Source organism: Butyrivibrio sp. AE3004 (genome assembly GCF_000703165.1).
Taxonomy (GTDB): Bacteria; Bacillota; Clostridia; order Lachnospirales; family Lachnospiraceae; genus Butyrivibrio.
Map to the genome: position 1 here is coordinate 542,325 of NZ_JNLQ01000002.1, position 24,487 is coordinate 566,811.

Here is a 24,487-nt window from a genome sequence, read left to right on the forward strand (position 1 = left end):
TAGGCCCTGCGACGTAGTCGCACTGGAATGGCCTATTTGTCATATATTCCCGAACTTTATTCGGGAATATATGAGTCTACAGGTGTTAGGAGTGCTTTGCTATGAACAAGAATGAGAGCAAGTATTTTAAGTCAGCGGAAAAAATGCATACAGCGTTACTGACACTTCTTGACAGTAAAGATTTTGAACTTATTTCTGTTAAGGAGATATGTGAAACCGCTGGCGTTAACAGATCCACCTTTTATCTTCACTATGATAATGTAAATGATCTTCTGCATGAAACGGTGGAAGCTGTATATAAAGATTTCTTTGGGCGCTTTGGTGCTGAGGGGCCTGGAGCACTTGATATTGATGAAAAAAAAGAGGATGAGCTATTTCTTGTAACACCCAAGTATCTGATGCCATATCTGGATTTTGTGGAAGAGAACCGCAAGCTCTTTTATCTGATGTATGAAAAGAACGAAATGATGGGCGCAGAAAAGACCTATGAAACCTGGTTTAAAACAATATTCGGCCCCATTCTTACAAGGTTTGGAGTTCCCCAAAAAGAACAGCCACTTATCATGGTCTTTTATCTTAAGGGCATTATCGGAGTTGTCACTGAGTGGGTACGAGGTGGATGCACCGAGTCAAAAGATGAGATCATAAGCGTCATACAGAAGTGTATCATCAAGCCATAACGCAGTAAAAACACTATATCGAATTTACAAATCAACACTTTTTACAAAACGTGTCGGGACCTGTACTCCCGAAATCAACACATTTTGCAAAAAGTGTTGTTCTTTTTGCGTGCTCATTTTCCTATAATGACTTCAAGCTCAAAGCAAAGAGCAAAAAAACAAATTGAGAATAAGAAAGGAAAAGATAAATGAGCAAAACAAATAAGATGTATCTGGTAACAGGAGCAGCAGGATTTCTTGGAAGCACAGTCTGCAGAAAGCTTGTTGAAAGAAATGAAAAAGTAAGGGCGTTTGTCCTTGAAGGCGACAAGTCAGCAAAATATCTTCCTGAGGAAGTTGAAATAGCATACGGCGATCTTTGTAACAAAGATGACCTGGAAAGATTATTTGAGACACCTGAAGATACGGAAGTAATTGTGCTTCATATAGCGAGCATCGTAACAGTAAATCCTGATTATAGTCAGAAGGTTATGGATGTAAATGTCGGAGGAACAGAAAACATCATAGAGATGTGCAGGAAGCACAATGTATCAAAGCTTGTCTACTGTTCATCGACAGGAGCAATACCTGAGGAAGAAAAAGGAACCATAAGAGAGTGCGAAGAATCTATTCCCCTTGATCCTGAGAGAATCAAAGGCTGCTACTCATTGTCAAAGGCTATGGCAACAAACGTGGTGCTCAAAGCTGCAAAGGAAGGCCTTAACGCCTGTGTGGTACACCCGTCAGGAATCCTTGGACCTGAGGATTTTGCAATGGGCGAGACCACCAAGACTTTAGTTGACATCATCAATGGCGAGATGCCTGCAGGAATCGATGGAAGCTTTAATCTGTGTGATGTAAGAGATTTGGCTGACGGACTCATTGGGGCAGCTGATAAGGGCAAAAGCGGAGAGTGCTACATCCTTGGAAATGAGCCTGTTAGTTTTAAGGATTTTACAAAGCTTGTTTCAGAGGAGAGCGGTTGCAAGCAGATGAAGTTCTTTTTACCAATATCAGTAGCAAACCTGATTGCCGGGGTACTTGAGAAAAAGGCTAAGAAGACTGGAGAAAAGCCTCTTATGACAACATTCTCCGTTTACAACCTTGCAAGAAACAACCGATTTGATTCAAGTAAAGCAAGTAAGGATCTGGGTTATACCACAAGGTCATATAGAGAGACCATACGTGACGAGATCAGATGGCTCAAAGAAACAGGAAAGATCGCATAAAAAGGACATTCAAGAGAAAAGAAGGAGAAGAATACGATGAACGATTTAGATAAGGTTTATGCAGAAAGTGTTGCAAAGGATTACATGCCAAAGGAAACAAATAAGGTAAGGCAGCTAAAAAAGCTTGATGAAAGAGCAAAGCTTCCGGCATTTATAACAGCCATGACGCTTGGAATTATTGGGACTTTAATCTTTGGAACAGGGATGTGTTTTGGACTTAGCGTCTTTGGAACAGGAGAAATTTTCCTGGTCTTTGGGGTGCTTCTTGGAATAGTAGGTGCTGCAATCTGCGGCATCAACTATCCTTTATACAAGAAGCTCCTTAAAAAGGGTAAGGAAAAATATGCCTTTGAAATTCTGGAACTTGCCAAAGAGATAACAGGAGAAGCACAATGAAGCATACCAGTGCTACTTTCGGATGGTAAACATGTTTTGGCGGATATAATTGTCAGATGTCTTTTTTTATTGTTTAAAAACGGATATAGTAGAAGATAAATATCGTTCTATAGAACCTGAAGGGGACGGCTCTTCTAGAAAAGATCCTGGAGGTGGCAGATAAAAGTGGAGCCAGGATGGCGGTGCTTGGGACACAGAGCTACAATTTCAAGGCTATTTCTTTTTACAAGGGAGGTATTATTTGAAAAAAGCAATTCGCAGTATTTTCATTTTTATAACGCTGATTATTGTTGTGCTGGTGGGACTTTTGATAAAGCTACGGATTCAGACAGAAAGAATTCTAACTGAATATTCGTCTATATATAAAGATGATAAATATAGCACTCCGGTATATGTTGATGGAGTAGAGGTAATAATTCAGGATGTTTCCTGTGGTTATGCTTGTATTGAGATGTTTTCTGCATGGAATGAGGGGCATCTGACAGAAGAGGATCTGTACAATGAATATGGCAAGGTCATAACCTCAACAGGAGATAAGTTTTGCGAAGAAATGAACAAGCGCTTTCCGGAGTATACTACGTCCATCCATAAATACATGGCAAATACGGAACTGATAGATGTAGCTTATGAAAACCTGGCAAGAGGAATCCCTGTGCCATTTGAGTGGGCAGCTAAGTATGGTGATGTGTGGACGCTACATTATTCCCTGCTTGTTGGGATGGATATTCCTAATGACAAGATAACTGTAGTAAATCCTTATGGTTATGTTGAAGAGTTATCTGTAGATGAATTTTTACAGCGCACAAGTTTTGAAGCCTATGAGAATATGCCTTTTTATTTCAAATTGGCATTTGCTGTAGGGATGTTTGAGAAGAATACAATCTTTACTGTTCACGGATTGAACGAGAACTAAATAACTTTCAGCATAACGCTCCACCTTCTAGGGATTTAGAGCGGAAAAGCAGAAGTTAAAGTGGGAAGGCCACTGCATCATTGTACAGCTTTTGAAGCGTCTTGATAAATGCGGCAAGGCTCTCTCGGCTATCCGTCTTGTGAGTGCAGAGAACGCAGTGAAAGCATTCCTTGCAGTCATAAGGGATCCATGCAAACTGTCCGCTATGGTCGTTTAAGAATCCGGGAGCAAGGCAGATGCCTTTGCCGGATGCAACATTTACAAGAGTAGAGTCGTGATCGGGACTGTTAAAATATTCGATCTTCCCGGAGGCGATGAGCTTCTGCTGGACACTACGTAAAGCGTTCGGAGAGCCACCTCCTACCATGAGTGTGCGTCCGTAGATATCTTCATCTGTGATGAGGTTCTTTTTTGCCAGCGGATCGTTTTTATCAGCAATAAGGTAAATCCCGGAATCAAAGAGCTTGTGTACGCTGATCCCCGGGATATGCTTAGTCTGTTCGATGAGCGCAAAGAGGACATCGGACTCATCCTTTAAAAAACTCTCTACACCATTATCGTATTGAAACAGAGGAGTGACCTGAACACCGGGTTGCTCCTTTTCAAATATGCGAATCGCCTCAGGCAGGAAATATATGGCCTGTCTGACCATCATGGAAACTGTTATGTTGTCAGTATACCTGGCACTGAAATTCTGCCCCTGTTCTATTGCTCTCTTCATATCCTCACGTATACCGGAAAGATACGTTACGAACTGCTGACCGGCAGGAGTGAGTGCGGCTCCCTTGCCGTCCCTTTCAAATATCTTAAAGCCGACCTCATCTTCCAACAGTTTTACCTGATAGGAAAATGTGGGCTGGCTTACAAAGGCATCCACCGCAAGCGGTACCCCTTAGGTCGAATAACGGAGGATAACACGATGGCAAAAACACTGATAGCATTCTTTTCAAGAGCAGATGAGAACTATTTTGGCGGAGCAATGAGATACGTAAAGGTCGGGAACACCGAGATCGTAGCAGGGATCATGAAGGAGCTGATCGATGCGGATACATTTAAGATCGAGATGAAGGACCCTTATTCACCGGTTTACATGACCTGCATCGATGAAGCGAAGAAGGACAAGCAGAATAATGCAAGACCCGAGCTTACTGATTATTTAGGCAGCATCGATGAGTATGACACCATCGTTCTTGGTTACCCGAATTATTGGGGAACTTTCCCGATGGCAGTCGCAACTTTCCTGGAAAGATATGACTTCACCGGAAAGACGATCCTTCCCCTTTGTACCAATGAAGGAAGCGGAATGGGATCCAGTGAGAGTGATATTAAAAAGTCTGCCAAAGGAGCAACGGTAAAGAGCGGACTTGCGATCACTGGCTCTAAGGCAGCTGATTCCGGGGATGTAGTAAAGAAGTGGTTTGCGGCAAACGGTTTGATCTAAAAAAGGACAGTGACAGAGATGGATAGCGAAAAGGGATATGTTTTTGATCTGATGGAACAGGGCGGACCTACTGATGTGAGGATCCTGACACCTTTTATCTGCGATTTCGGGAACAGGGTGAAATTTGGAAAGGGCGTTTTCATAAATCATTCAGCAATACTGTCTGCATCCGGCGGTATTGAATTCGAAGACGGATCCATGGCGGCCCCCGGGCTTCGGGTCGCAACCATCAATCATGATACGAATGAACGTCATGCGATCTATACCTACGGTAAAGTTACCATTAAGAAGAATGCCTGGATCGGGATGAATGTGACCATCTGCCCGGGCGTGACCATCGGTGAGTATGCTGTTGTAGCAGCAGGTGCTGTGGTTACCAAGGATGTACCGGATTACGCGGTAGTCGGAGGCGTACCTGCCAAGGTGATCAGGATGCAGGATCCGGCTGAGCAGAGGGAATGAATAAACAAAACGGAACATGGAAACTGACGAGTTCAAAAGCGTCAACCTATTAATGAATGGAGGATCATGCAATGGAATATGTAACACTTAATAACAAACTGGAATGTCCTGTAGTTGGAATCGGAACATTTATGCTTTCGCCTGCCGATGCGAAAAACAGTGTAAGAGAAGCGCTTAAGATGGGATATCGTCTCATTGATACTGCCAATGCATATGTAAACGAACGGGCAGTAGGAAGAGGTATGAAGGACAGCGGAGTAAAGAGGGAAGAAATCTTTCTCTCCACAAAGCTCTGGCCCAGTGAATATGAGAATCCGAATGCTGTGGATGAAACTTTGGAGCGCCTTGGGGTTGACTACGTAGACCTTCTTTATATCCATCAGCCAGCAGGCAACTGGCTTGAAGGATACAGACAGCTTGAGAAGGCTTATAAGGAAGGCAAGGCAAAGAGCATCGGTATCTCAAATTTTGAAGGAAAGTATATCGAGGAGCTTGAAACGAAGTGGGAGATCGCACCCCAGTTTATCCAGGTAGAGGCTCATCCATATTTTACCCAGAAGGAACTAAGAAAAAATCTCGATAAGTGTGACATCAAGCTTATGAGCTGGTATCCCTTGGGTCACGGGGATAAGAGCCTTATAAATGAACCGGTATTTGCCGAACTTGGAAAGAAGTACGGAAAGTCTCCGGCACAGATCATTCTTCGCTGGCATACACAGATGGGATTTGTGGTGATCCCCGGTAGTAAAACGAAAGATCATATCAAAGATAATCTCAACATTCTCGATTTTAAGCTGACGGACGAAGAGATGGCTAAGATTGCGGAGCTTGATAAGAATGAGAGATATTATCACAGGACAGAAGAGCAGCTTAAACAGTTCGCAGGCTGGAAACCTGATTTTGAAAAGGGTTGAGGTGAAGATCAGTGAAAACGAGAATGTTAGGCGGTTTTTGACGTAGGAAATGATAGTGAAGAAAAAATGAGAATTCTAAGTCTGCTTCTTACAGCACTTATGGTAATAGGTCTTGGCGGATGTGGAAGCACAGATAACAGTATAGAAAATACTGCACCGCAAAACAGTACGATCACGAATGATCAAAGTGCGGAAGCAGATCACAGTATGGATGGCTGATCATAATCACTCAGTTTGCCGTTGTTCCGTTGTACTATTTGTTTTTAGGACTTTGGCAGAGAAATTACCTGTTGGCAGGGACGGCGGTTCCATTTTTTGTGATTCATACCATCAACGGGATTATGTATTTTGCCGTTAAGAGATAATATCTTGCAGTATATCTTGCTTGATGATATGTTAACAAAATGTATAATTCCTGCATAAAATAAGGGCGACAGACGACATTCATGTTTGTATCTAACGATGTTAATGCCTGTGAATTTATGTTATGCTTTATTGCAGAGTTTAATTGCGGTCAAATTATATGACCGCAAAATAGATTAATAGAGACTTCAGTTACGAAGTTTTACGAGGCGGATTTTATATGGCCGAAGAAAAAGGTGAAATTTAATATACAGCTCAGATGATGGAGTAACCAAGATAGATGTCAGACTCGAGGATGAGACAGTTTGGCTCACTCAGCAGCAGCTAGCAGATCTGTATCATACAAGTAAATCTAATGTTAGCGAGCACATAACAAATAAGATTCACTTTGGAAAGGGGCTATGATAATGAAAAATGTGTTGATATTGTCAGCAAGTCCGAGAAAGCAGGGAAATTCAGATATCTTATGCGATGAATTTAAGAAAGGTGCAATAGAAAGCGGAAACTCTGCGGAGAAGATTTATCTATATGATAATAACATTAGCTTCTGTCGTGCCTGTTATGCTTGCTTTAAAACAGGAAAATGTGTTATTCAGGATGATATGTCAGAGATACTTGAGAAAATCAGTAAAGCAGATGTACTTGTAATTGCAACTCCAACATATTTTTTAACTATGAATGGCATGCTTAAAACTGTCATAGACAGATTTCTTCCAAAGTGGCAGGACCTGGGAGGACACGATGTGTATCTTATTATTACCGGTCATGATGGAAAAAAAGGTTTGGAACTTGTAGAATTGGAGCTTAAGACGATTTTTGTCCATCTTGGAAATACTGTAAAGAAAACAATATGGGGAGAAGGCGTCTGGCAAAAAGGCGAAGTGGTGAGTACCAAGGCAATGGCTGAAGCATATGAAACCGGTAAAAATCTGTGATTGGAGGTCTATGATGAGCATTACAGTTAATTTACGTTATAAAGGAACAGATGGTGCTGCAAAAAGATTTGCAGAGGAAATGACAAAAAGCGGAACGGTTGAAAAAATACGAAATGAGGCAGGAAATCTTAAGTATGAGTATTATCAGTCTTTGGATGACCCTGAGACAATTCTTCTGATAGATAGTTGGGAGGATCAGGAGTCTATTGATGTCCATCATGCTTCACCTATGATGCAGACTATCATGGAACTTCGCGAAAAATATGATCTTCATATGACTGTAGAAAGGTATGTCTCTGACAACAGTATGCCGGATAAGGATAAAGATTTCATAAGAAAATAAGAAAGGGTGCCTGATGAAGAAAATAATTTCAATGCTACTTATCTCAGCATTTACTGTATTAGGCTTGTTGGATGTGCTGAAGTATCATCGGATAAAGAAACTGTAAATGCGCCTACGACAGAAATAAGTGTAGCAGAGACTTCCGGTGTCACCGATATAATGAATCGGTGGCAGAAGAGGATTATCTGAAAATCCAGTAAGTATGGATATTGGTAGATTGAAATAACCCGAATTATTAAGTAACATCAGAACAGTTGAATTAAAAAGACGCCCATTGCTACCGAGTAGTGGGATAAACGTCATTCCTTTACCGTTAGGTCTTAGCAGGCAGGGGAATGGCGTATTTAATTATATGGAGGTTTTCTAATGAAATGGATCTATCTGTTTATTGCAGGAGCTCTTGAAATAACATGGGCGGTAACAATGAAAATGTCTAACGGATTTTCTGTGCTTATCCCATCAATTATTACCGGTGTGGGATATATAGCCAGTGCTGTGTTTTTGTCGATCGCACTTAGGCAGCTTCCTTTGGGAACAGCTTATGCTATGTGGACAGGCATGGGAATCGTGGGTACTACGCTGCTTGGGATTTTTCTTTTTAATGAGAAATTGTCAGTTCCACAGGTTATATGTGTTATTTTAATTGTAGTTGGAATTGCAGGATTAAAATTATTAGCAAAGGATTGAGGTGTACTATGTTTAGAAAGATGAGAAGATTTAAGCAACAGATTACAGATGAACAGTGCATTGAGGTGCTGAAAAATTCAAAGAGAGGAGTAGTGTCCCTGATTGGCGAGGATGGTTATCCGTATGGCTTACCGATTAACCAGTGGTATTGTGAAGAGGATGGGAAAATCTATTTTCATGGGGCTAAGGAAGGTCACAAGATTGATGCAATTAAGGCTTGTGATAAAGTCAGCTTTTGCACCTGGGATGAAGGCTATCGGAAAGACGACGATTGGGCTTTAAATATTAACAGCGTAATTGTATTTGGCAGAATCAAGCTGGTTGAGGATGAGGATACTGCAATAAAAATCTGTACCAATCTCACAAAAAAGTTCACGGATGATGAAGAGTATTTACAAAAGGAATTGAAAAATGCTCTGCCGAGAGTACAGTGCCTTGAACTCATTCCTGAGCATATGACAGGGAAGCTGGTTAATGAATCATAAATAATAGAGTGGAGTAATCATCAATGCTGATGTAAGGCGTGTAGACCATATGGTTTATGCGTCTTTTTCTTTTGTCTGAAGGTACAACGTCATTGTACTTTTTCCTCCATAAGTCCAATCTTTGGCAAGAGAAGCAAAGGCAACTTACAAAGTAGACAAGCTGGTACTTGTAAACTGTGACCTTTTTGAAAATGAGTGCTGTCAGCATTATAATTAAAGCGTGCAGATGCCTTGCTTTCGCAATTCTTAAGCATTAAGGGTCCTCTAAATACAGGAGGAAAATAGAATGGCAAAAGCAAGGAAAGACTTAAGAGGTCGAGCCCTTAAACAGGGAGAGATCCAGAGAAAAGATGATCGGAGGTATATGTATTCCTACACTGATCCCCTAGGGAGAAGGAAGTTCATATACGCGAATGATCTGACAGAGCTCCGTGAAAAGGAGCAGAAGCTTCAAAGAGATCAGCTTGACGGGCTGGATTTATATGCCCAGGGCAAGGCCTACTATCAATGATACCTTTGATCGCTACATCTCAACTAAATACGAGCTTAGGGATTCCACGAAAGATTTTCAGTTTTACCTGCTAAAGGAGAATGAATCATTTTGGACTATAAGAAATTGAATGCTATCATATATGCCGTTCTTGCGGCACTGTTTTATGCGATAAACATACCATTCTCGAAACTATTGCTTAATAATGTGGCACCGACATTCATGGCCGCATTCCTGTACCTTGGAGCAGGTCTTGGCGTCGGGATCATATATGTTTTTCACGCCAAAAAAGAATCCCGGGATGAAAGAACTCTTCCGGGAGAAAGTATCTGCAAGACTGTGGGGAGCAATATCCCTTATTACAGTGGCAAGCATAATCCTTTCATTTTCAGGAGAGGGAAGTTTTTCTTTTTCCTTGGGCTCGGTATTTGTTCTTGGAGCAACTGTTTGCTGGGGACTTGAAAATAACTGTACAAGAAAGATATCCGGAAAAAGCACTTATGAGATAGTAACCATAAAGGGACTCGGATCAGGAACAGGATCGTTTATATTTGCTATGATACTTGGAGAGAGCATTCCCATGATCACGCCCATGTGATTAATGAAGGCAAACACGGACATACACACAGTGTAGAGGAGCTGGAAATTGCTCTGGGTCATAGGGGAGCATTGTAAAATCGGAAGATAATCTTACAAAAGACAGACAAAGATTTAATAAGTAGATAGTAAAATCAGAGTATTATTTTTGATCGTAGTTATTCAAGTTGCCACCAACCGCATACAGTAGTCCTGAGCTTTCTACCGTACGCAGCAGGTAAACAGCAACTCCCCATACAAATGCCTAAAACAAGGCACTTAAGGCAGTGAAAAAGTTCTCAAAGAGATAATCAATCTGCATTGCAGATTTCAAAAAACCACGACCATTTGGTTGTGGCTTTTTTGTGCTATAAAAGTGTAAAATATAAACATGACATATAGATGACATGTTTACGCTTGTATGATAATCATAGAAGGTGATCAAATGAAGATAGAAAGAATGATTGGCATACTATCAATTCTTTTGCAAAAAGAGATGACTACAGCTCCGGAGCTGGCTGAGCATTTCGAAGTGTCCAGAAGAACCATAAACAGAGATATTGAGACTCTTTGTCAGGCAGGAATACCAATCAAAACGACCCAGGGAGTTGGCGGCGGTATTAGCATCATGGAAGGTTACCGGATGGATAGGACTCTTTTGACATCAAGGGACATGCAGATGATCCTGGCGGGACTTCGAAGTCTTGATAGTGTCAGTGGAAGTGGATATTACGGGCAGCTTATGGAGAAGCTTCAGGCAGGATCCTCGGAGTTTATCAGCGGTAGGGATTCTGTCCTTATCGATCTGTCATCATGGTATAAGACATCACTGGCCCCAAAGATATCAACCATTCAAGATGCGATAGAAAACAGGCATCTTTTGACTTTTCACTATTATTCCCAGGCGGGAGAAGGAAAGCGCGCTATTGAGCCGTATTACGTGGTGTTTAAGTGGAGCAACTGGTATGTCTATGGATGGTGTCAAAAGCGCAAAGACTATCGTCTATTCAAATTAAACCGCATGGATAAAGTGGTTGAAACAGATAAAGTCTTTGTATGTAGAGCAGCACCATTACCTGATCTGTCCACGGAAAAGATATTTCCCGGAGGAATCAAGGTTAAAGCCCTTTTTTCCAAGGATGTGAAGTGGCGCCTGGTGGAAGAATTCGGACCAAATTGCTATACAGAAACAGACGACGGAAGGCTTATGTTTACTACTGATTACACGGACATAGTAAATTTGATCACATGGATAATGACTTTCGGAGATAAGGCAGAATTGCTTGAACCCGTAGAAGTCAGGCAGCAGATTTCAGAAATGGTACAAAAAATGGCAACGATATATAAGGAGGACAAATTGTAATGAGACTGGATGGTTTTGGATTGTTTGTGGAGGACATGGGTAAAATGGTACGTTTTTACAGGGATGTGCTCGGGTTTGAGATAAAAGAAGCAGAGGATACATCAAATGTTTATCTGGTGAAGGATGGAACGCTTTTTCTGTTATACGGCAGGAACGACTTTGAGAAAATGACAAGACGCAGGTATGAGTACATTTCAGAAGCTACGGCTAAAAAGAAAACGGATTATTCAAAGGTGGAGTTTTTTTCATATGATGAAGGAATCTGCGTTCAGTGCATGCATATAGGATCCTATGATGACGAGCCTGCAACAGTGGAATTGATGCATAAGTTTGCGGAAGAGCAGGGATATGTTTTAGATATCACAGAAAATAGATTGCACCATGAGATTTACCTTAGCGATGCAAGGAAAGTGGTGCCAGAGAAGCTTAAGACGGTTATCAGACATCCTATTAGAAAGGAGAGTTGAAGATGGAGTATATCAGAGTTACAAAGGATAACCTTGAGGAAGAACACATCTGTTGTGCTATTTCAAACAATAAAGATATACAGGTTTCATCCAAAAAAGCCTGGCTTGCTGACAGATTCGATGAGGGGCTGGTTTTCTTAAAGAGCGTCGAGCGCGGTAAATGCTTTATTGAATATATTCCTGCTGAGTATGCGTGGAATCCGATAAATGCTCCCGGATATATGTATATCGACTGCCTGTGGATTTCGGGTTCCTTGAAGGGGCATGGTTATTCAAGTGATCTTCTTAATGAGTGCATAAAGGACAGTAAGGGTAAAGGAAAAAAGGGGCTTTGCATATTATCTGCTGCTAAGAAAAAACCGTTCCTTTCTGATCCAAAATTCCTGTCATTCAAGGGCTTTCAAGTTTGTGATGAAGCCGATAATGGAATCCAGCTGTGGTATCTGCCCTTTGAAAAAAGTGCTAAAACGCCATGCTTCAAGGAATGCGCAAAGCATCCTCATATCGATGAAAAAGGATACGTTCTTTATTACACAAATCAATGCCCATTTAATGCCAAGTATGTACCGGTGTTGGAAGAGACTGCTAAGAATAATGGAATACCTTTCAGAGCGATTAAAATAGAAAACAGAGACCAGGCTCAGAATGCGCCAACGCCAATTACCACGTATGCGCTGTTCATTGATGGTGACTATGTGACAAATGAACAAATGAATGATAAGAAATTTTTGAAGTTGGTTAATGCTTAATGAATGATTTTGGTGACTTGAATACCTATGTCGATTTTTCCTGCAAAAGTGCAAAATGAAATAATTATATTGGCGGAATATTTCTGGATGGGGTGAAGCTGATGACGCATATTTTTATGATTTCACTTGAAAACTATTTTTAATCATATTAGCCTTTTCTTAGGGAATAATTTGCCTAAGAAGAGGATTTTTGACTGAAGGAGTAAATAGCTGTGAAACGAAAAACGACAAAAGAGATTCTGGCGGAGTCTTTCAGGGAATTGGCAGAGCTCCATCCGGTAGATAAGATAACGATTCAGGAAATAGTAGATAATTGCGACTATTCACCTGCAACGTTTTATCGCCATTTTATGGATAAATATGATCTGATTGCTTGGGATTATGTTAACACAACTTAAAAGAACCCCAACATGTGGACACCAAACAGGCTGTAAAAAATGTTAATCAACTTGTGGCTACTGCCTCTTTTAGCAAAATTATAATTAGAAGAAAACGATGGATAGTTCTATCCGAAGATGATCTTACAATAATACTTGTATGGACCTGTCTTTATGAAAAAATAACAGAGTTGACGAGTGAGAATAACACTTGGGAAATAGCCGAGCTTGTAGCTTGGCTATTTTTTATCGTATAAGAAATTACTCCGTAATTCTTATACGATAAAAACGCTTCGCTTTGGATGCGACTGGTGCGCAAATGTATATGCAAACTAAAGCTTGCGCACATCAGCGCGCAAAATGTGTGAAATATCAGACCACTATGCAAATATAATATCAAGTGGACACTATGTGTGTGAAAGGTGATAAATGTCATTTCAAGCGGATACTATGTTCTTGATAGGTGATTAATGTCATTTCAGGCGCTATTTTGTATAATTGAGAAGATATGAATTGATGGAAGTTTTGGCGATGCTATTATGGATATAAAGAACAACGGAGGCGATTGTGGGAGATATAAATGTATACCTTATCTTTTGTGTGGCATTGGTTGTTATCCTTACAGGTTGTATTGTCGTTCTGATAAGGAGCTACATGAAACTGCTTGCCGGGAATGATGCGCTTAGGGAAAGTATCGACAATCTGTGTAAGCTGAATGACAAACTTAGAATGGACAGACATGACTATCTGAACCATCTGCAAATTGTGTATGGTCTTATGGAGCTTGAGGAATATGATGAAATGAATTCATACCTTAGGAAAATTTATAAGGAGCTGCTTAAAACAGGAAAAGCTGTAAAGACGTCAAAGCCTGCAATAAATGCACTCCTGGCAGCTAAAGCCGCTGAAACAGAAGCAAAGGGAATTGAGTTTCTGATAGAGGTAAAATCCGATCTTAAAAAGCTTAGTATAGAGGATTGGGAGCTGTGTAAGGTTCTCTCTAATCTGATAGACAATGCGGTGAAAGCACTTGAAGATTTTGATGGTGATGAAAAGAAGATCAGAGTGAACATTACGGAAACACCTGAGAGGTATATTTTTAGCGTGGAGGATAATGGACCAAAGATCCCGGAGAGCATAAGAGAGAGTATTTTTAAAAAGGGATTTTCCACAAGGAAAGAAGAAGGACATGGAATGGGACTTGCAATCGTTTCGGAAATATTGCACAAGAGTGGTGGAGACATTGAACTTTTGTCAGATGACGAGGAGACGGTCTTTACAGTAAGCTTTGGAAAAGGAGAATAGTGATGGGAGCAGTTCAGATATTGGGAGTAGTAGTCCTGATAATAGGAATACTTCTGATAGGTGTCGAGTTCTATATGCCCGGCTTTGGATTTCCCGGAATTGCCGGTATTATCTTTACGGCTGCCGGTATTTTTTTAACCGGGAGAAGTGTTCAGGAAAGAGTGATAATTGGAGTAATCGCAATTGTTATAATTGCAGTGATGCTCGTGATGAGTATAGTGATATTCAGTTCGAAGAAGATAAAATCACCAATAAAACTAGATGAGGATCTGCAGGGAAAAAATCTTTTTATCGAAGAAAAGGATATGGAATATCTCATTGGAAAAAAAGGAATTGCCATAACGGATTTAAAGCCTTCCGGAAAGGGTGAATTTGATGGAGTTAAATTTGATATTCTTTCTTCAAATTATTACATAAAAAAGGACTCGATGCTTGTTATAACAGAAGTAAAAAACAATAGAATAATAGTCGAGGAGGAGAAATAAATGATGACACCTATTATAATAGCAGCGATTGTAATCATATTAGTAATTGCATTTTTTGCGATAATTCCTGTCGGTATGTGGATTTCAGCAGTGGCCAGCGGGGTTAAAATAAGTATCTTTTCGTTGGTGGGAATGAAGCTTCGCCGGGTTAAGCCAGCCAAGATTGTAAGTCCGCTTATTAAGGCAACAAAAGCGGGAATCAATGTTACTACCAATCAGTTAGAGGCTCATTATCTTGCAGGCGGAAATGTGGATAGTGTAGTAAATGCTCTTATAGCTGCGGAGAGAGCCAGCATGAACCTATCTTTTGAGCAGGCATCCGCTATTGATCTTGCAGGACGTGATGTCTTTGAAGCGGTAACTATGAGCGTAACTCCAAAGGTTATCGAGACCCCGCAGATTTCGGCGGTGGCAAAAGACGGTATAGAACTTCTTGTTAAAGCCCGTGTTACAGTAAGAACCAATATTGATCAACTCATCGGTGGAGCGGGAGAGGCAACTGTTCTGGCAAGAGTCGGAGAAGGTATTGTTACTACTGTAGGTTCAGCTGTGACGCATAGCAGTGTTCTTGAAAATCCCGATGATATATCTAAGGTTGTTTTGGAAAAGGGACTGGATTCAGGAACGGCCTACGAAATTATGTCCATCGATATAGCTGATATCGACATAGGCAGAAATATCGGAGCAAACCTTCAGAGTCTTCAGGCAGAAGCCAATACTAAGATTGCCCAGGCCAAGGCTGAAGAGAGGAGAGCAATGGCGGTAGCTCTTGAACAGGAAATGAAAGCAGAAGTTGTAAAAGCAGAAGCAGATATACCAAGGGCTATGGCAGAAGCACTTAGATCAGGTAATCTTGGTGTGCTTGATTACTATAATCTCAAAAACGTCCAGGCAGACACAAAGATGAAAAACGACATCGGAAACAGTATAGCTGAATATGTTGAGACTAAAAAGGACAAGAACTAACCATAGACAGATGAAGACAACTCGGTGGATTCAGATTTTATATAGCACGTAGCCGGGTTACAATAAAACAACTATACCAAGGCAATGAGAGGACGAAACTATGATAAGGGTAATGGTAGTTGAAGATGAGGAACAGATAAGAGATATTCTAAAGAAAATGATCGAGAAGACTTCTGACTGTGAAGTAGTAGCTACCTGCGGTAATTTTGCTTCGGCTATCAGTGATTTTATCAAACATCGCCCGGACGTTGTTTTTATGGATATAGATCTTGCCGGGGAGAGTGGCCTTGAATGTGCCAAGGCTATTACGGAAGTGGAGCCCAAGGTGAAAATTGTTTTTGCGACAGCTCACAGCGAGTACATGGCTAATGCCTTCGAAATATATGCTTTTGATTATCTTGTGAAACCCTTTAATCTTGAGAGAATAGGTAAGACACTGGATAGGATAAAGAGCATGACGACCGGAAAAAATACTGATAATTCCGATTCGAAAGCGGAACCCGGATATGAGAAGCTGGTCATTCGCGGAAAGGAAGAGATAAATTTCATAGATACTAAGGATATAATAATGATAGAGCGGACTGACGGAATGTGCAGGATAGTGACTAAAGATGAGACCTTTCTCACAACAGCATCACTTTCTTCTATTCAGGATAAACTTGATTCCGATAAATTTATGAGATGCCATAAATCCTATATTATCAGAGTTGAAGCGATTAAAAAGCTTGAAATATACGGCAGATGGACATATACTGTAACTCTTAAGGATACAGATGATACTGCACTTATGACTTCAGAAAAATATAATGAAATGAAACAAAAGCTGGTGTTTTAACAGCTAATTAGCTATACACCTGCTGGGAATCGTATTTAGCCAGGTCCTCGCATTGCGAGGGCCTGTTCCCATATAAACTCTATGAAAAAGGAAAAGCAGAAATGAAAGCACATAAAACAGCAATACTTAATATGACTGAAGGAAATCCTGTTTCACTTATAATTCAGTTTTCAATACCTATGCTTATAGGCAATTTGTTTCAGCAATTATATAATCTGGTGGACTCTGTTATCGTTGGACAATTCGTGGGCGCAGACGCCCTGGCTGCAATAGGAGCCACCGGATCTGTGACATTTTTGTTTTTTGCGCTTTGTAACGGAATCGGAAGTGGCGGCGGAATTATAACGTCACAGTGTTTTGGAAAAGGAAATGTTAAAGAAATAAAGAGTTGTATTGTAAATACAGGTTATATAATGCTGGTGTTTCCGCTGATGGTGGGAACATGTGCATTTTTTCTTGCAGCTCCGACGTTGTCTCTTTTGGAGACTCCTGATGAAATAATGGGAGATGCCGTGATATACATGCAGATCATGTGTGTAGGCATTGTGTTTGTTTCGCTTTATAACTATGCATCCTCCATGCTAAGAGCTTTGGGAGACTCAAGGACACCCCTTTATTTCCTGATTTTTTCATGTTTGCTAAATACTGTTCTGGATGTACTTTTTGTATGTGTTTTTCATATGAGTGTTGTAGGTGCGGGAATTGCGACGGTTATCTCACAGTTTGTTTCCGGAATCAGCTGCCTTTTATATGCAATCGCAAAAAACGAGTATTTCCATATGAACAAAAACGATATGAAGTTTGACAGGACAATATCCGTTAAGGTATTAAAACTTGGAATTCCCCTGTCTTTGCAGTTTTCACTGATTGCCATTTCATGTATGGCTCTTCAGAAGGTTGTTAATTCATATGGAAAAGTGGCTGTTGCCGCATTTACCGCAACAAGCAGGATTGAGCAGATAATCCATCAGCCTTACCAGACGCTTGGTGCAGCTCTTTCTACCTTTACAGGTCAGAATTACGGAGCAAATAAAAAGGAGAGGATTACAGCAGGATATCGCAAAGGGCTTTTGCTGATGGCGATATTTTCAGTCCTGATGCTGCCACTGATACAGATATTCGGTGAAGAGATTATACGAATATTTGTTGAAGATGAAGCTGTAATTATAATGGGGGCAAAAGCATTAAAGATAACCAGCCTTTTCTATATAATGTTGGGCATAATATATGTTGTAAGAGGAGTTCTGAACGGTCTCGGAGACTCATTCTTTGCACTGCTGAACGGAATAGTGGAAGTAATCGGAAGATTTACGGTACCTGTGATGCTTACTGCAATTCCTGCCATAGGGCTGTGGGGAATATGGTGGTCCGTTGGAATTGTCTGGGCGATAAGCGGAATTACAGCCTGGATGAGATATGCTGTTTTCAAGAAAAAGATATGGCAGAATAGACAAATTGACTAATGACAAATAAGATAAAACACAGTAGCGTGTAAAATAATGTATAATCATTTGATAGGGGCAAAAGCCATAAAGATTCTTTTTTGACTCCTGTAGTACAGTGTTAAAAAAATAATGAGGAGATATAAACAGGTAAAATTTTGAAAAATAATTAAAAATAATTAAATATAATAAATTCCATGAGGGAAAATATTAAAAATGTCAGGCAATGTATTTGAAAATGTATTTGACGGAATGTTTGAGAGCGTAGCGGGAGAGGCTTTTGGAGCACTCGGCGAAGGCATGAAGGAGTATGAAAAAGATCAGAAGCGCCCATCTGTGACCACGCTTCCTTTTAAGCCGGTGCCGAAAGAAACAGTAGAAGCTCTAAAGGCAGTAAAGACCGGACTTTTCAAGGGCAGCTTTAAGAAAAAGCTATTGGCATCGATAGAAGACGGACGAACTAAGTATGCGGAGGTTCTGCTATTATCAAGTGCAAACAAGGTTATACGTAGTGATGAAGATGATCCAAGGCTCAATACCTACTGCATATTCTACAAGGTTGCAGACCTTAACGGACGTGTTTTATGTGGCGACATTCCTATGATAGATGATGCGCATTCCATTGAAATTACATACAACAATGTTGATTTTGCAAGTGATAAAGGTTGTCCGGATGTAGTCGATCCCAATGGATATCAGCATGTTTTTTTATTGGAATATTTTCTTGGGGATGACGAGTATGATGTTCTTTTAACGTCTGAACAGTTTGCAGATCTTAAGGAACTGGTGAAATGTGAACCTTTTGGAGGTTACTATCACTTCATGGGAGATGGTACAGGACATAGGTGGTAAATATATTAGGAAAAACATTCGGCGTATCTGCCTATTACAGATACGCTTTTTGTTTAGAATACAATAATCGCCTTTATAATATTTTCATATACGAATAATCAAATGTTTATGTCAGTTTTTTGTACATTTGATACAATATGATTGTGGTATTGCATTATGAGGGGCGATTATGACTGATTGGAATTTTAGCTATATTATTCCCAGCCTTCTCATTTTGGTCATAATTATGGGATACTACTTTTCATTACCGAGATTACCTATCAGGTTGAATAGAGTATTTCTGGCTATAATGATTGCAGAAGGCTTTACTATTATCATGGATATCCTTTCAAGCTGGGCAGATAATGAATATTATTCATTACCCGCCTGGCTTTTGGTTGCTTTAAATTCTTTATATTTTATCGGCTTTCTGGAATGTGTATTTTTGTACTTTGAAATAACGGTTATTATACTCAGAATTGTTCCTCAGATAGATCAAGCAAAAAGGTGGCTTATAAGAATGCCGTTTACAATTTCTGAAGTGTTTGCGGTATTGGGCATTTTCGGAGGTTATATTTTCTACATTGATGAAACCGGTTATCACAGAGGACCGTTTCATTTTATAATCTATGCATGTCTGTATTTTTACATAGCTTTATCGTTCTTTTTGATTTTCACGAATTTTAACAGAATAAGACGCAGACAGGAAAGAGTGAGCGTAATCTGCTTAAACAGTGTCCTTTTTATAGGCTCAGTATTTAGGATACTTCTTCCGCAGATACTCATTTATGATACCTTCTGCCTGATGGCGATCATGATAATTTACCTGTCATACGTGAATCCTGAATTTTATCTGGAAAGAAGGAACATGGCCTTTAATAACAAGGCCCTTAGAACATATATTGAAGAAAATGAAGGGCACGGAAGATACAAGATTCTTGCATTTATTATACGTGATTACCATGACATCAGGGAATTATACGGAACAATTCAGATGAATCAGGGTATAGCGCTTATATCCGGTTATCTGAGAAAGAACTATCCCGAGGTAATGGAGTTTTATTATCAGAGTGGACGATTCGTATTGCTCGGAGATACCGATATGGATTGGGAAGACATACATGAGGAGCTGAGGCACAGATTTATGCTTCCGTGGAGGTCTGCTAATGCTGAGCTGTACCTGGAAGCCGGGTTTGCACTAATAGATTGTGAAAAAGGCTACACATCAGCTGATGTTGTGCTTAATACTATAACAGTAATGCTTGAACAGGCTAATAAACTTGATAATGATTTCAATATCCTTGTGTCGGATGATCCCATTGCTGACTACGAGGACAGACTGTACCTCAAGCGCACTATGGAAAACGCAATAGATCAGAGGAGTGTGGAAGTCTATCTGCAGCCTATTATCGATGCGAAGAAAAAGAAACTTGTTGGAGCGGAAGCATTAGCAAGAATAAGGGATAATGGGGGAAATATTATACCACCCGGAGCTTTTATCCCGATAGCTGAGCAGAATGGGCGCATAAACCAGCTGGGAGAGCAGGTTTTCGAAAAAGTATGTGAGTTTATTGCTGACACCGAAATTAAAAAAATGGGGATGCAGTTTATAAATGTAAATCTTTCTCCCATACAATTTATGCGTGCGGATCTCGGAAGAAGATTTTTATCGGAAGTACATAAATACGGTATTGATCCCGAAATAATTCATTTGGAGATAACCGAAGAAGCAATGATAGACGAGCAGCAGATGGAAAAGCAGATCCAGATAATGCAAAAGGAAGGCTTTAAATTTGTGCTCGATGACTACGGAAAAGGATACTCCAATCTGTCCAGACTAAAAAAGAGCCCATTTATAAATGTAAAGCTTGATATGGAAGTTGTATGGGATTATTGCAGTGCACCGGATCATATAGTACCGATGATGGTAGGCGCATTTAAGAAAATGAATTTCAGTATTACTGCAGAAGGCATTGAGACAGAGGACATGGCAAGAAAAATGACGGACATCGGCTGTGATTACCTGCAGGGGATGCTGTTCTCATCACCGATGTCCATGGAAGATTTTGTAAAAAAATATGGGGTGGATTAAAGATCATCCTATATTATTTACTATGCCAAAAGATATGCAGTTTTCGATAAGCGCCTTAAAGTCAGTGCCTTCTTCGCATTTTTCATTGTAGATTCCGTCCACCATAAGTCGCAATCCGCCACCCTCAAAATGCTCAACTATTTTGTATCTGTCTTTGTAAAAAGCACTGCGTGATACTGCAACTTCACGTCTTACACCCTTAAATTCCGATAAAGGACAACCGGGGAAATTTATGTTTACTATCTGTCCGTAGTCCAGTTTTACATTAAGGGCTTCTTTTAGCATATCCTTCAGATATGCATTTGTAACTTCGTGTTTGTCATCTATATGCTCTGATAAAGCAACCGCATGAAAACCCTGAAATGCTGCTTCAAAGGCTGCTCCGGCTGTTGCGGAATACTGGATATCGGTCGCTACATTGTAGCCGTAATTGATGCCTGATAAAACAATATGAGGCTTCTTCGGCATGACATTAAGGCTGCCGACACGAACGCAGTCTCCCGGAGTTCCGCTGCAGGAAAAAGCATGAACACCTTCAACGGGGAAAGCGTGTGGGAAAACATCAATAGGCTCGCGAAGAGTAATACTGTGAGAAGCAGCGCTTCTTTGGTGAGCCGGAGCAATTACCCAGACTTCGCCAAATTCCTTTGCGGCCTGTGCAAGTCTGTGGATTCCGCCTGCATCTATTCCATCATCATTTGTAATAAGTATTCTTTTCATCTTTCTTATTCCTTTCAACTAGTACAGTTTCAAAAATCTCGTAGCAGTAAGGAAAAATCCTAATATTATGAATATATCATTTTATTCAGAAGAAAACAAAAGAGTACTTGCCTCTAAATAGCAAGAAACAACAACGAAAAAAGCAAGATTATGACAGACAAAGAATACAAATAATGGGATTATTAAATATAATATTTACATTTTTTTGTCGTACAGAATGGCAGAAGATAATAGAAGAAAGGACATGGAATGGGAGCTTTTAAGACCGGTAACTACCGAAATCTTTTCAAAGAGATTGGAAAAACAGATGAAGAGATAAAGGCACGTATCAGGGATGCAGTGCAAACCTTTTTCTATGATGAGAATGAGAGAATATACCATGAAGCAGGTACGGACATGGGATATCTTACCGACACGGGAAACAATGATGCCAGAACAGAAGGAATGTCATATGGCATGATGATGTGTGTCCAGCTCGACATGAAAGAGGAATTTGATCGTATATGGAAATGGTCCAAGACCTACATGTATATGGACGAGGGTGAAAACGAAGGCTATTTTGCATGGTCATGCCAGACGGATGGAACCAAGAATGCATATGGACCTGCGCCTGATGGAGAAGAATTCTATGCTATGGCGCTGTTCTTTGCCTCGCACAGATGGGGTGACGGCGAGGGAATATTTGAGTACAGCAGACAGGCCAGAGAAATTCTCAGTGCTTGCCTTCACAAGGGAGAAAACGGAAGACAGGGAAGCCCTATGTGGAATAAGGAAAACGGACAGATTCTGTTTGTGCCCGGAAGTCCGCACACGGATCCGTCATATCATCTTCCTCACTTCTATGAGCTCTTTGCATTGTGGGCAAACGAAGAGGACAGAGAGTTTTTCAAAAAGGCAGCAGATGTAAGCAGAGAATACCTTGTAAAAGCATGCCACAAAGAAACGGGACTTAATCCTGAATACGGTAACTTTGACGGTACACCCATGGATAAGGTTCTTCCCTGGGGACAGTTCGGAGACTTTTTCAGTGATGCTTACAGAACCGCAGCAAATATAGGGCTTGATGCGGTGTGGTTTGGAGATGATAAGGGACAGCTTGGTGTTCCTTTAAGGATGATGAAGTTTTTCGGTACTGATCTAGAGGCAGTAAGATGTGCCTATAAGGTTGACGGAACACCGCTTGAAAGACCGGTGCTTCATCCACTGGGACTTCTTTCAACAATGGCGCAGGGGTCACTTGCTGTATCAGATGAAGATTTTGAGACCGCAAAAAAATGGGTAGAGTGGTTTTGGAATCAGCCTTTGAGAAAGGGAGAGCGCAGATATTACGATAACTGTCTGTATATGTTTGCACTACTTGCCCTTTCCGGAAATTACAGAATCTGGTAACAAAGGGAAACGTAATTGGGGTTTTTTCAAATAAATAACAATTTCATATAGGAGGGTATTACAAAATTATGGGGAAACAATTAATTTATTCGGTGTATTTTATTTTACCGGTACTGCTTTTGTGGGGAGCAAAACCTGCAAAAAAAGGTGAGTGGAATGACGGACTTTCACTTGAACAGACAAAAGCATTTCAGGGATTTTTGACAATATGCATCATGCTGCACCACATAGGACAAAAGACCTGCGCTTCATGGCTTTTTCCCAAGAGCCGTATTATTCCGGGACTGGAATTTTTTGTTCCGATAGGCTACATACTGGTGTCATTTTTCCTGTTTTTCAACGGGTATGGTGCATACAAGAGCTTCCACACGAAGGAAAACTATCTGAATGGATTTGTAAAGAAGAGAGTTCTTCCGGTGGTTCTTGCTCTTTATTCAACAACCGTGATTTTCTTTATCGCAAGACTTCTTGTGGGTGAAAAAATGGATGTTCCAGGAGCGCTTTTATATCTTTCAAGCATTAAGTTGTGCAATCCGAATACCTGGTATGTAATCGTGCTTCCGTTCTTTTATCTGGCATTTTATTTTTCATTTATGTTCATCAAAAAGGACGGCTTTGCAGTTTTCTCAACAACAGCTTTTGTTGTGCTTTACATGCTGCTCGGAACAAGAATAGACCACAATGATTACCTCATACGAGGCGAGTGGTGGTGGAACTGTGTTCATATGTTCCCGATAGGAATTATCTTTGCAAAATATGAAAACAAGATCATTCCTCATCTCAAAAAGTATTACTGGGTATATGCGATAGCAGCAGTTCTTGCGCTTTACCCGCTGTATCTGTATTCATGCTTTGCACAGGATTTCTTCTCTTATTACGGAGAAAACTTCTTTGCACCTGACAAAGTAATGAGAAGACGTCTGACACTTCTAAGCCAGGTACTTGTCACTACAGACTTTGTATTTGCTGCACTTTTACTTGGTATGAAGGTAAAGATCGGAAACAGATTCCTTAAGTTTATGGGTACGATCACGCTTGAGTTCTATCTGATCCACGGACTGTTTGTTGAACTTTGCGATCACACCTTTGACGGGGGAGTAAAATCACCTTTCCCGATCAGAAATGTGTTCCTGTATGTACTTGTAGTATTCGCATTTGGAGTACCTTCAGCCATACTTCTTAAAAAACTGCATGGGCTGATACTTGGCACAGGGAAAAGAAAAGCTAAAGAAGAAATATTAAAGAAAGCTTCATGATTCGCAAAACATGAGTAAGTAGCAATTTGTAGCATTAGATAATATTAAAAATAACGCTATATGTAAATGTATGTATTGCATTTATATATAGCGTTTTTTATTGAGTAGAGCACTTAGTGGGGGTTCTTACGAACTTAGTGTGAAATTACGTCTTGATTAAATAAAAAATATGCGCTGTTTGCGAAGATGTGCTTTATAAGCGGCATAAAAACTTATAATGAATTATTTATCGTAACTTAATGTCTTGTTTATCATATTTTTATAGGAATAAGCGATAATGATTTTATGATAATTATTACCATGACGTATTTATAGGC

General features: G+C 40.3%; 32 protein-coding genes and 1 pseudogene. 31 read left to right on the forward strand and 2 right to left on the reverse strand.

The window, feature by feature from the left end:
* Positions 1–101: 101 nt before the first annotated feature.
* The 5 genes from BV60_RS0105520 to BV60_RS0105535 all read left to right on the forward strand — a co-directional run bounded on the left by BV60_RS0105520 (position 102) and on the right by BV60_RS0105535 (position 3,197).
* On the forward strand, positions 102–680 hold the full coding sequence (locus BV60_RS0105520) for a TetR/AcrR family transcriptional regulator (protein ID WP_029320093.1): 579 nt from the start codon (positions 102–104) through the stop codon (positions 678–680).
* A 188-nt stretch (positions 681–868) separates the two neighbouring features.
* On the forward strand, positions 869–1,888 hold the full coding sequence (locus BV60_RS0105525) for an NAD-dependent epimerase/dehydratase family protein (protein WP_029320094.1): 1,020 nt from the start codon (positions 869–871) through the stop codon (positions 1,886–1,888).
* A gap of 36 nt (positions 1,889–1,924) precedes the next feature.
* Complete coding sequence (locus BV60_RS0105530) at positions 1,925–2,284, forward strand: dihydropteridine reductase (protein ID WP_029320095.1); 360 nt, start codon at positions 1,925–1,927, stop codon at positions 2,282–2,284.
* Between the two features lie 116 nt (positions 2,285–2,400).
* On the forward strand, positions 2,401–2,529 hold the full coding sequence (locus BV60_RS23120) for a GNAT family N-acetyltransferase (RefSeq protein ID WP_156036182.1): 129 nt from the start codon (positions 2,401–2,403) through the stop codon (positions 2,527–2,529).
* A complete protein-coding gene (locus tag BV60_RS0105535; protein WP_029320097.1) occupies positions 2,526–3,197 on the forward strand; it encodes a hypothetical protein in 672 nt (223 codons plus the stop codon). The genes BV60_RS23120 and BV60_RS0105535 overlap by 4 nt, the downstream gene beginning before the upstream one ends.
* 55 nt (positions 3,198–3,252) lie before the next feature.
* Here the strand turns inward: BV60_RS0105535 and BV60_RS0105540 are convergent, their stop codons facing one another.
* Positions 3,253–4,074: a LysR family transcriptional regulator gene (locus tag BV60_RS0105540; protein WP_081846591.1), complete on the reverse strand. Its 822-nt coding sequence runs from the start codon at positions 4,072–4,074 to the stop codon at positions 3,253–3,255.
* A 42-nt stretch (positions 4,075–4,116) separates the two neighbouring features.
* Between BV60_RS0105540 and BV60_RS0105545 the strand changes: the two genes are divergently transcribed.
* The 24 genes and pseudogenes from BV60_RS0105545 (at position 4,117) to BV60_RS0105660 (ending at position 20,805) form a co-directional block, all read left to right on the forward strand.
* Positions 4,117–4,638, forward strand: a complete 522-nt coding sequence (locus tag BV60_RS0105545; RefSeq protein ID WP_029320101.1) for a flavodoxin — start codon at positions 4,117–4,119, stop codon at positions 4,636–4,638.
* A gap of 18 nt (positions 4,639–4,656) precedes the next feature.
* The gene (locus BV60_RS24360) at positions 4,657–5,100 is read left to right on the forward strand and encodes an acyltransferase (RefSeq protein ID WP_029320102.1); all 444 of its coding nucleotides are present in this window, start codon (positions 4,657–4,659) and stop codon (positions 5,098–5,100) included.
* Between the two features lie 71 nt (positions 5,101–5,171).
* Entirely contained in the window at positions 5,172–6,014 is an 843-nt protein-coding gene (locus BV60_RS0105555; protein ID WP_029320104.1) for an aldo/keto reductase, read from the forward strand.
* A gap of 66 nt (positions 6,015–6,080) precedes the next feature.
* Positions 6,081–6,233 carry a hypothetical protein gene (locus tag BV60_RS23125; RefSeq protein WP_156035985.1) on the forward strand — a complete coding sequence of 51 codons (153 nt, stop codon included), beginning with the start codon at positions 6,081–6,083 and terminating at the stop codon, positions 6,231–6,233.
* A 551-nt stretch (positions 6,234–6,784) separates the two neighbouring features.
* Positions 6,785–7,312, forward strand: coding sequence for a flavodoxin family protein (locus BV60_RS0105565; RefSeq protein ID WP_197029531.1), 528 nt, complete (start codon positions 6,785–6,787; stop codon positions 7,310–7,312).
* A 13-nt stretch (positions 7,313–7,325) separates the two neighbouring features.
* The gene (locus BV60_RS0105570; RefSeq protein WP_026513650.1) at positions 7,326–7,655 is read left to right on the forward strand and encodes a putative quinol monooxygenase; all 330 of its coding nucleotides are present in this window, start codon (positions 7,326–7,328) and stop codon (positions 7,653–7,655) included.
* Positions 7,656–7,661: 6 nt separating this feature from the next.
* Positions 7,662–7,844, forward strand: coding sequence for a hypothetical protein (locus tag BV60_RS0105575; RefSeq protein ID WP_029320108.1), 183 nt, complete (start codon positions 7,662–7,664; stop codon positions 7,842–7,844).
* Between the two features lie 177 nt (positions 7,845–8,021).
* Positions 8,022–8,342: a DMT family transporter gene (locus BV60_RS0105580; protein WP_029320110.1), complete on the forward strand. Its 321-nt coding sequence runs from the start codon at positions 8,022–8,024 to the stop codon at positions 8,340–8,342.
* An 8-nt stretch (positions 8,343–8,350) separates the two neighbouring features.
* Positions 8,351–8,827 (forward strand): pyridoxamine 5'-phosphate oxidase family protein, encoded by a 477-nt coding sequence (locus BV60_RS0105585; protein WP_029320112.1) that lies wholly within the window; start codon positions 8,351–8,353, stop codon positions 8,825–8,827.
* 121 nt (positions 8,828–8,948) lie between these two features.
* Positions 8,949–9,044 (forward strand): DUF6462 family protein, encoded by a 96-nt coding sequence (locus BV60_RS24495; RefSeq protein ID WP_442856303.1) that lies wholly within the window; start codon positions 8,949–8,951, stop codon positions 9,042–9,044.
* 69 nt (positions 9,045–9,113) lie between these two features.
* Positions 9,114–9,338, forward strand: coding sequence for an integrase DNA-binding domain-containing protein (locus BV60_RS0105595; protein ID WP_029320114.1), 225 nt, complete (start codon positions 9,114–9,116; stop codon positions 9,336–9,338).
* 105 nt (positions 9,339–9,443) lie between these two features.
* Positions 9,444–9,557, forward strand: a pseudogene (locus tag BV60_RS24365) (EamA/RhaT family transporter); the annotation flags it as partial.
* 61 nt (positions 9,558–9,618) lie between these two features.
* Complete coding sequence (locus BV60_RS24195) at positions 9,619–9,915, forward strand: hypothetical protein (protein ID WP_330376203.1); 297 nt, start codon at positions 9,619–9,621, stop codon at positions 9,913–9,915.
* A gap of 423 nt (positions 9,916–10,338) precedes the next feature.
* Positions 10,339–11,256, forward strand: a complete 918-nt coding sequence (locus BV60_RS0105605; RefSeq protein ID WP_035777096.1) for a helix-turn-helix transcriptional regulator — start codon at positions 10,339–10,341, stop codon at positions 11,254–11,256.
* A gap of 116 nt (positions 11,257–11,372) precedes the next feature.
* Positions 11,373–11,723 carry a GyrI-like domain-containing protein gene (locus BV60_RS22670; protein ID WP_255358142.1) on the forward strand — a complete coding sequence of 117 codons (351 nt, stop codon included), beginning with the start codon at positions 11,373–11,375 and terminating at the stop codon, positions 11,721–11,723.
* A 2-nt stretch (positions 11,724–11,725) separates the two neighbouring features.
* Positions 11,726–12,472, forward strand: a complete 747-nt coding sequence (locus BV60_RS0105615; protein ID WP_029320120.1) for a YoaP domain-containing protein — start codon at positions 11,726–11,728, stop codon at positions 12,470–12,472.
* A gap of 212 nt (positions 12,473–12,684) precedes the next feature.
* Entirely contained in the window at positions 12,685–12,870 is a 186-nt protein-coding gene (locus BV60_RS0105620; RefSeq protein WP_029320122.1) for a TetR family transcriptional regulator, read from the forward strand.
* 546 nt (positions 12,871–13,416) lie between these two features.
* Positions 13,417–14,154, forward strand: coding sequence for a sensor histidine kinase (locus BV60_RS0105630; protein WP_051656533.1), 738 nt, complete (start codon positions 13,417–13,419; stop codon positions 14,152–14,154).
* 2 nt (positions 14,155–14,156) lie between these two features.
* The gene (locus tag BV60_RS0105635) at positions 14,157–14,639 is read left to right on the forward strand and encodes an NfeD family protein (protein WP_029320128.1); all 483 of its coding nucleotides are present in this window, start codon (positions 14,157–14,159) and stop codon (positions 14,637–14,639) included.
* Entirely contained in the window at positions 14,640–15,605 is a 966-nt protein-coding gene (gene floA / locus BV60_RS0105640; protein ID WP_029320130.1) for a flotillin-like protein FloA, read from the forward strand.
* Between the two features lie 100 nt (positions 15,606–15,705).
* Positions 15,706–16,440: a LytR/AlgR family response regulator transcription factor gene (locus tag BV60_RS0105645; RefSeq protein WP_029320132.1), complete on the forward strand. Its 735-nt coding sequence runs from the start codon at positions 15,706–15,708 to the stop codon at positions 16,438–16,440.
* A gap of 101 nt (positions 16,441–16,541) precedes the next feature.
* Positions 16,542–17,903: an MATE family efflux transporter gene (locus BV60_RS0105650; protein ID WP_029320133.1), complete on the forward strand. Its 1,362-nt coding sequence runs from the start codon at positions 16,542–16,544 to the stop codon at positions 17,901–17,903.
* A 195-nt stretch (positions 17,904–18,098) separates the two neighbouring features.
* Complete coding sequence (locus BV60_RS0105655; protein WP_029320135.1) at positions 18,099–18,734, forward strand: hypothetical protein; 636 nt, start codon at positions 18,099–18,101, stop codon at positions 18,732–18,734.
* A 169-nt stretch (positions 18,735–18,903) separates the two neighbouring features.
* A complete protein-coding gene (locus BV60_RS0105660; RefSeq protein ID WP_029320137.1) occupies positions 18,904–20,805 on the forward strand; it encodes an EAL domain-containing protein in 1,902 nt (633 codons plus the stop codon).
* Positions 20,806–20,808: 3 nt separating this feature from the next.
* Here the strand turns inward: BV60_RS0105660 and surE are convergent, their stop codons facing one another.
* On the reverse strand, positions 20,809–21,525 hold the full coding sequence (gene surE / locus BV60_RS0105665) for a 5'/3'-nucleotidase SurE (protein WP_029320138.1): 717 nt from the start codon (positions 21,523–21,525) through the stop codon (positions 20,809–20,811).
* 249 nt (positions 21,526–21,774) lie between these two features.
* Here surE and BV60_RS0105670 point away from each other — a divergent pair, with 249 nt between their 5' ends.
* Together BV60_RS0105670 and BV60_RS0105675 are read left to right on the forward strand one after the other, a co-directional pair.
* The gene (locus tag BV60_RS0105670; protein ID WP_029320139.1) at positions 21,775–22,914 is read left to right on the forward strand and encodes a glycosyl hydrolase family 8; all 1,140 of its coding nucleotides are present in this window, start codon (positions 21,775–21,777) and stop codon (positions 22,912–22,914) included.
* A gap of 68 nt (positions 22,915–22,982) precedes the next feature.
* Complete coding sequence (locus BV60_RS0105675; RefSeq protein ID WP_029320141.1) at positions 22,983–24,170, forward strand: acyltransferase family protein; 1,188 nt, start codon at positions 22,983–22,985, stop codon at positions 24,168–24,170.
* The last annotated feature ends 317 nt before the right edge of the window (positions 24,171–24,487 follow it).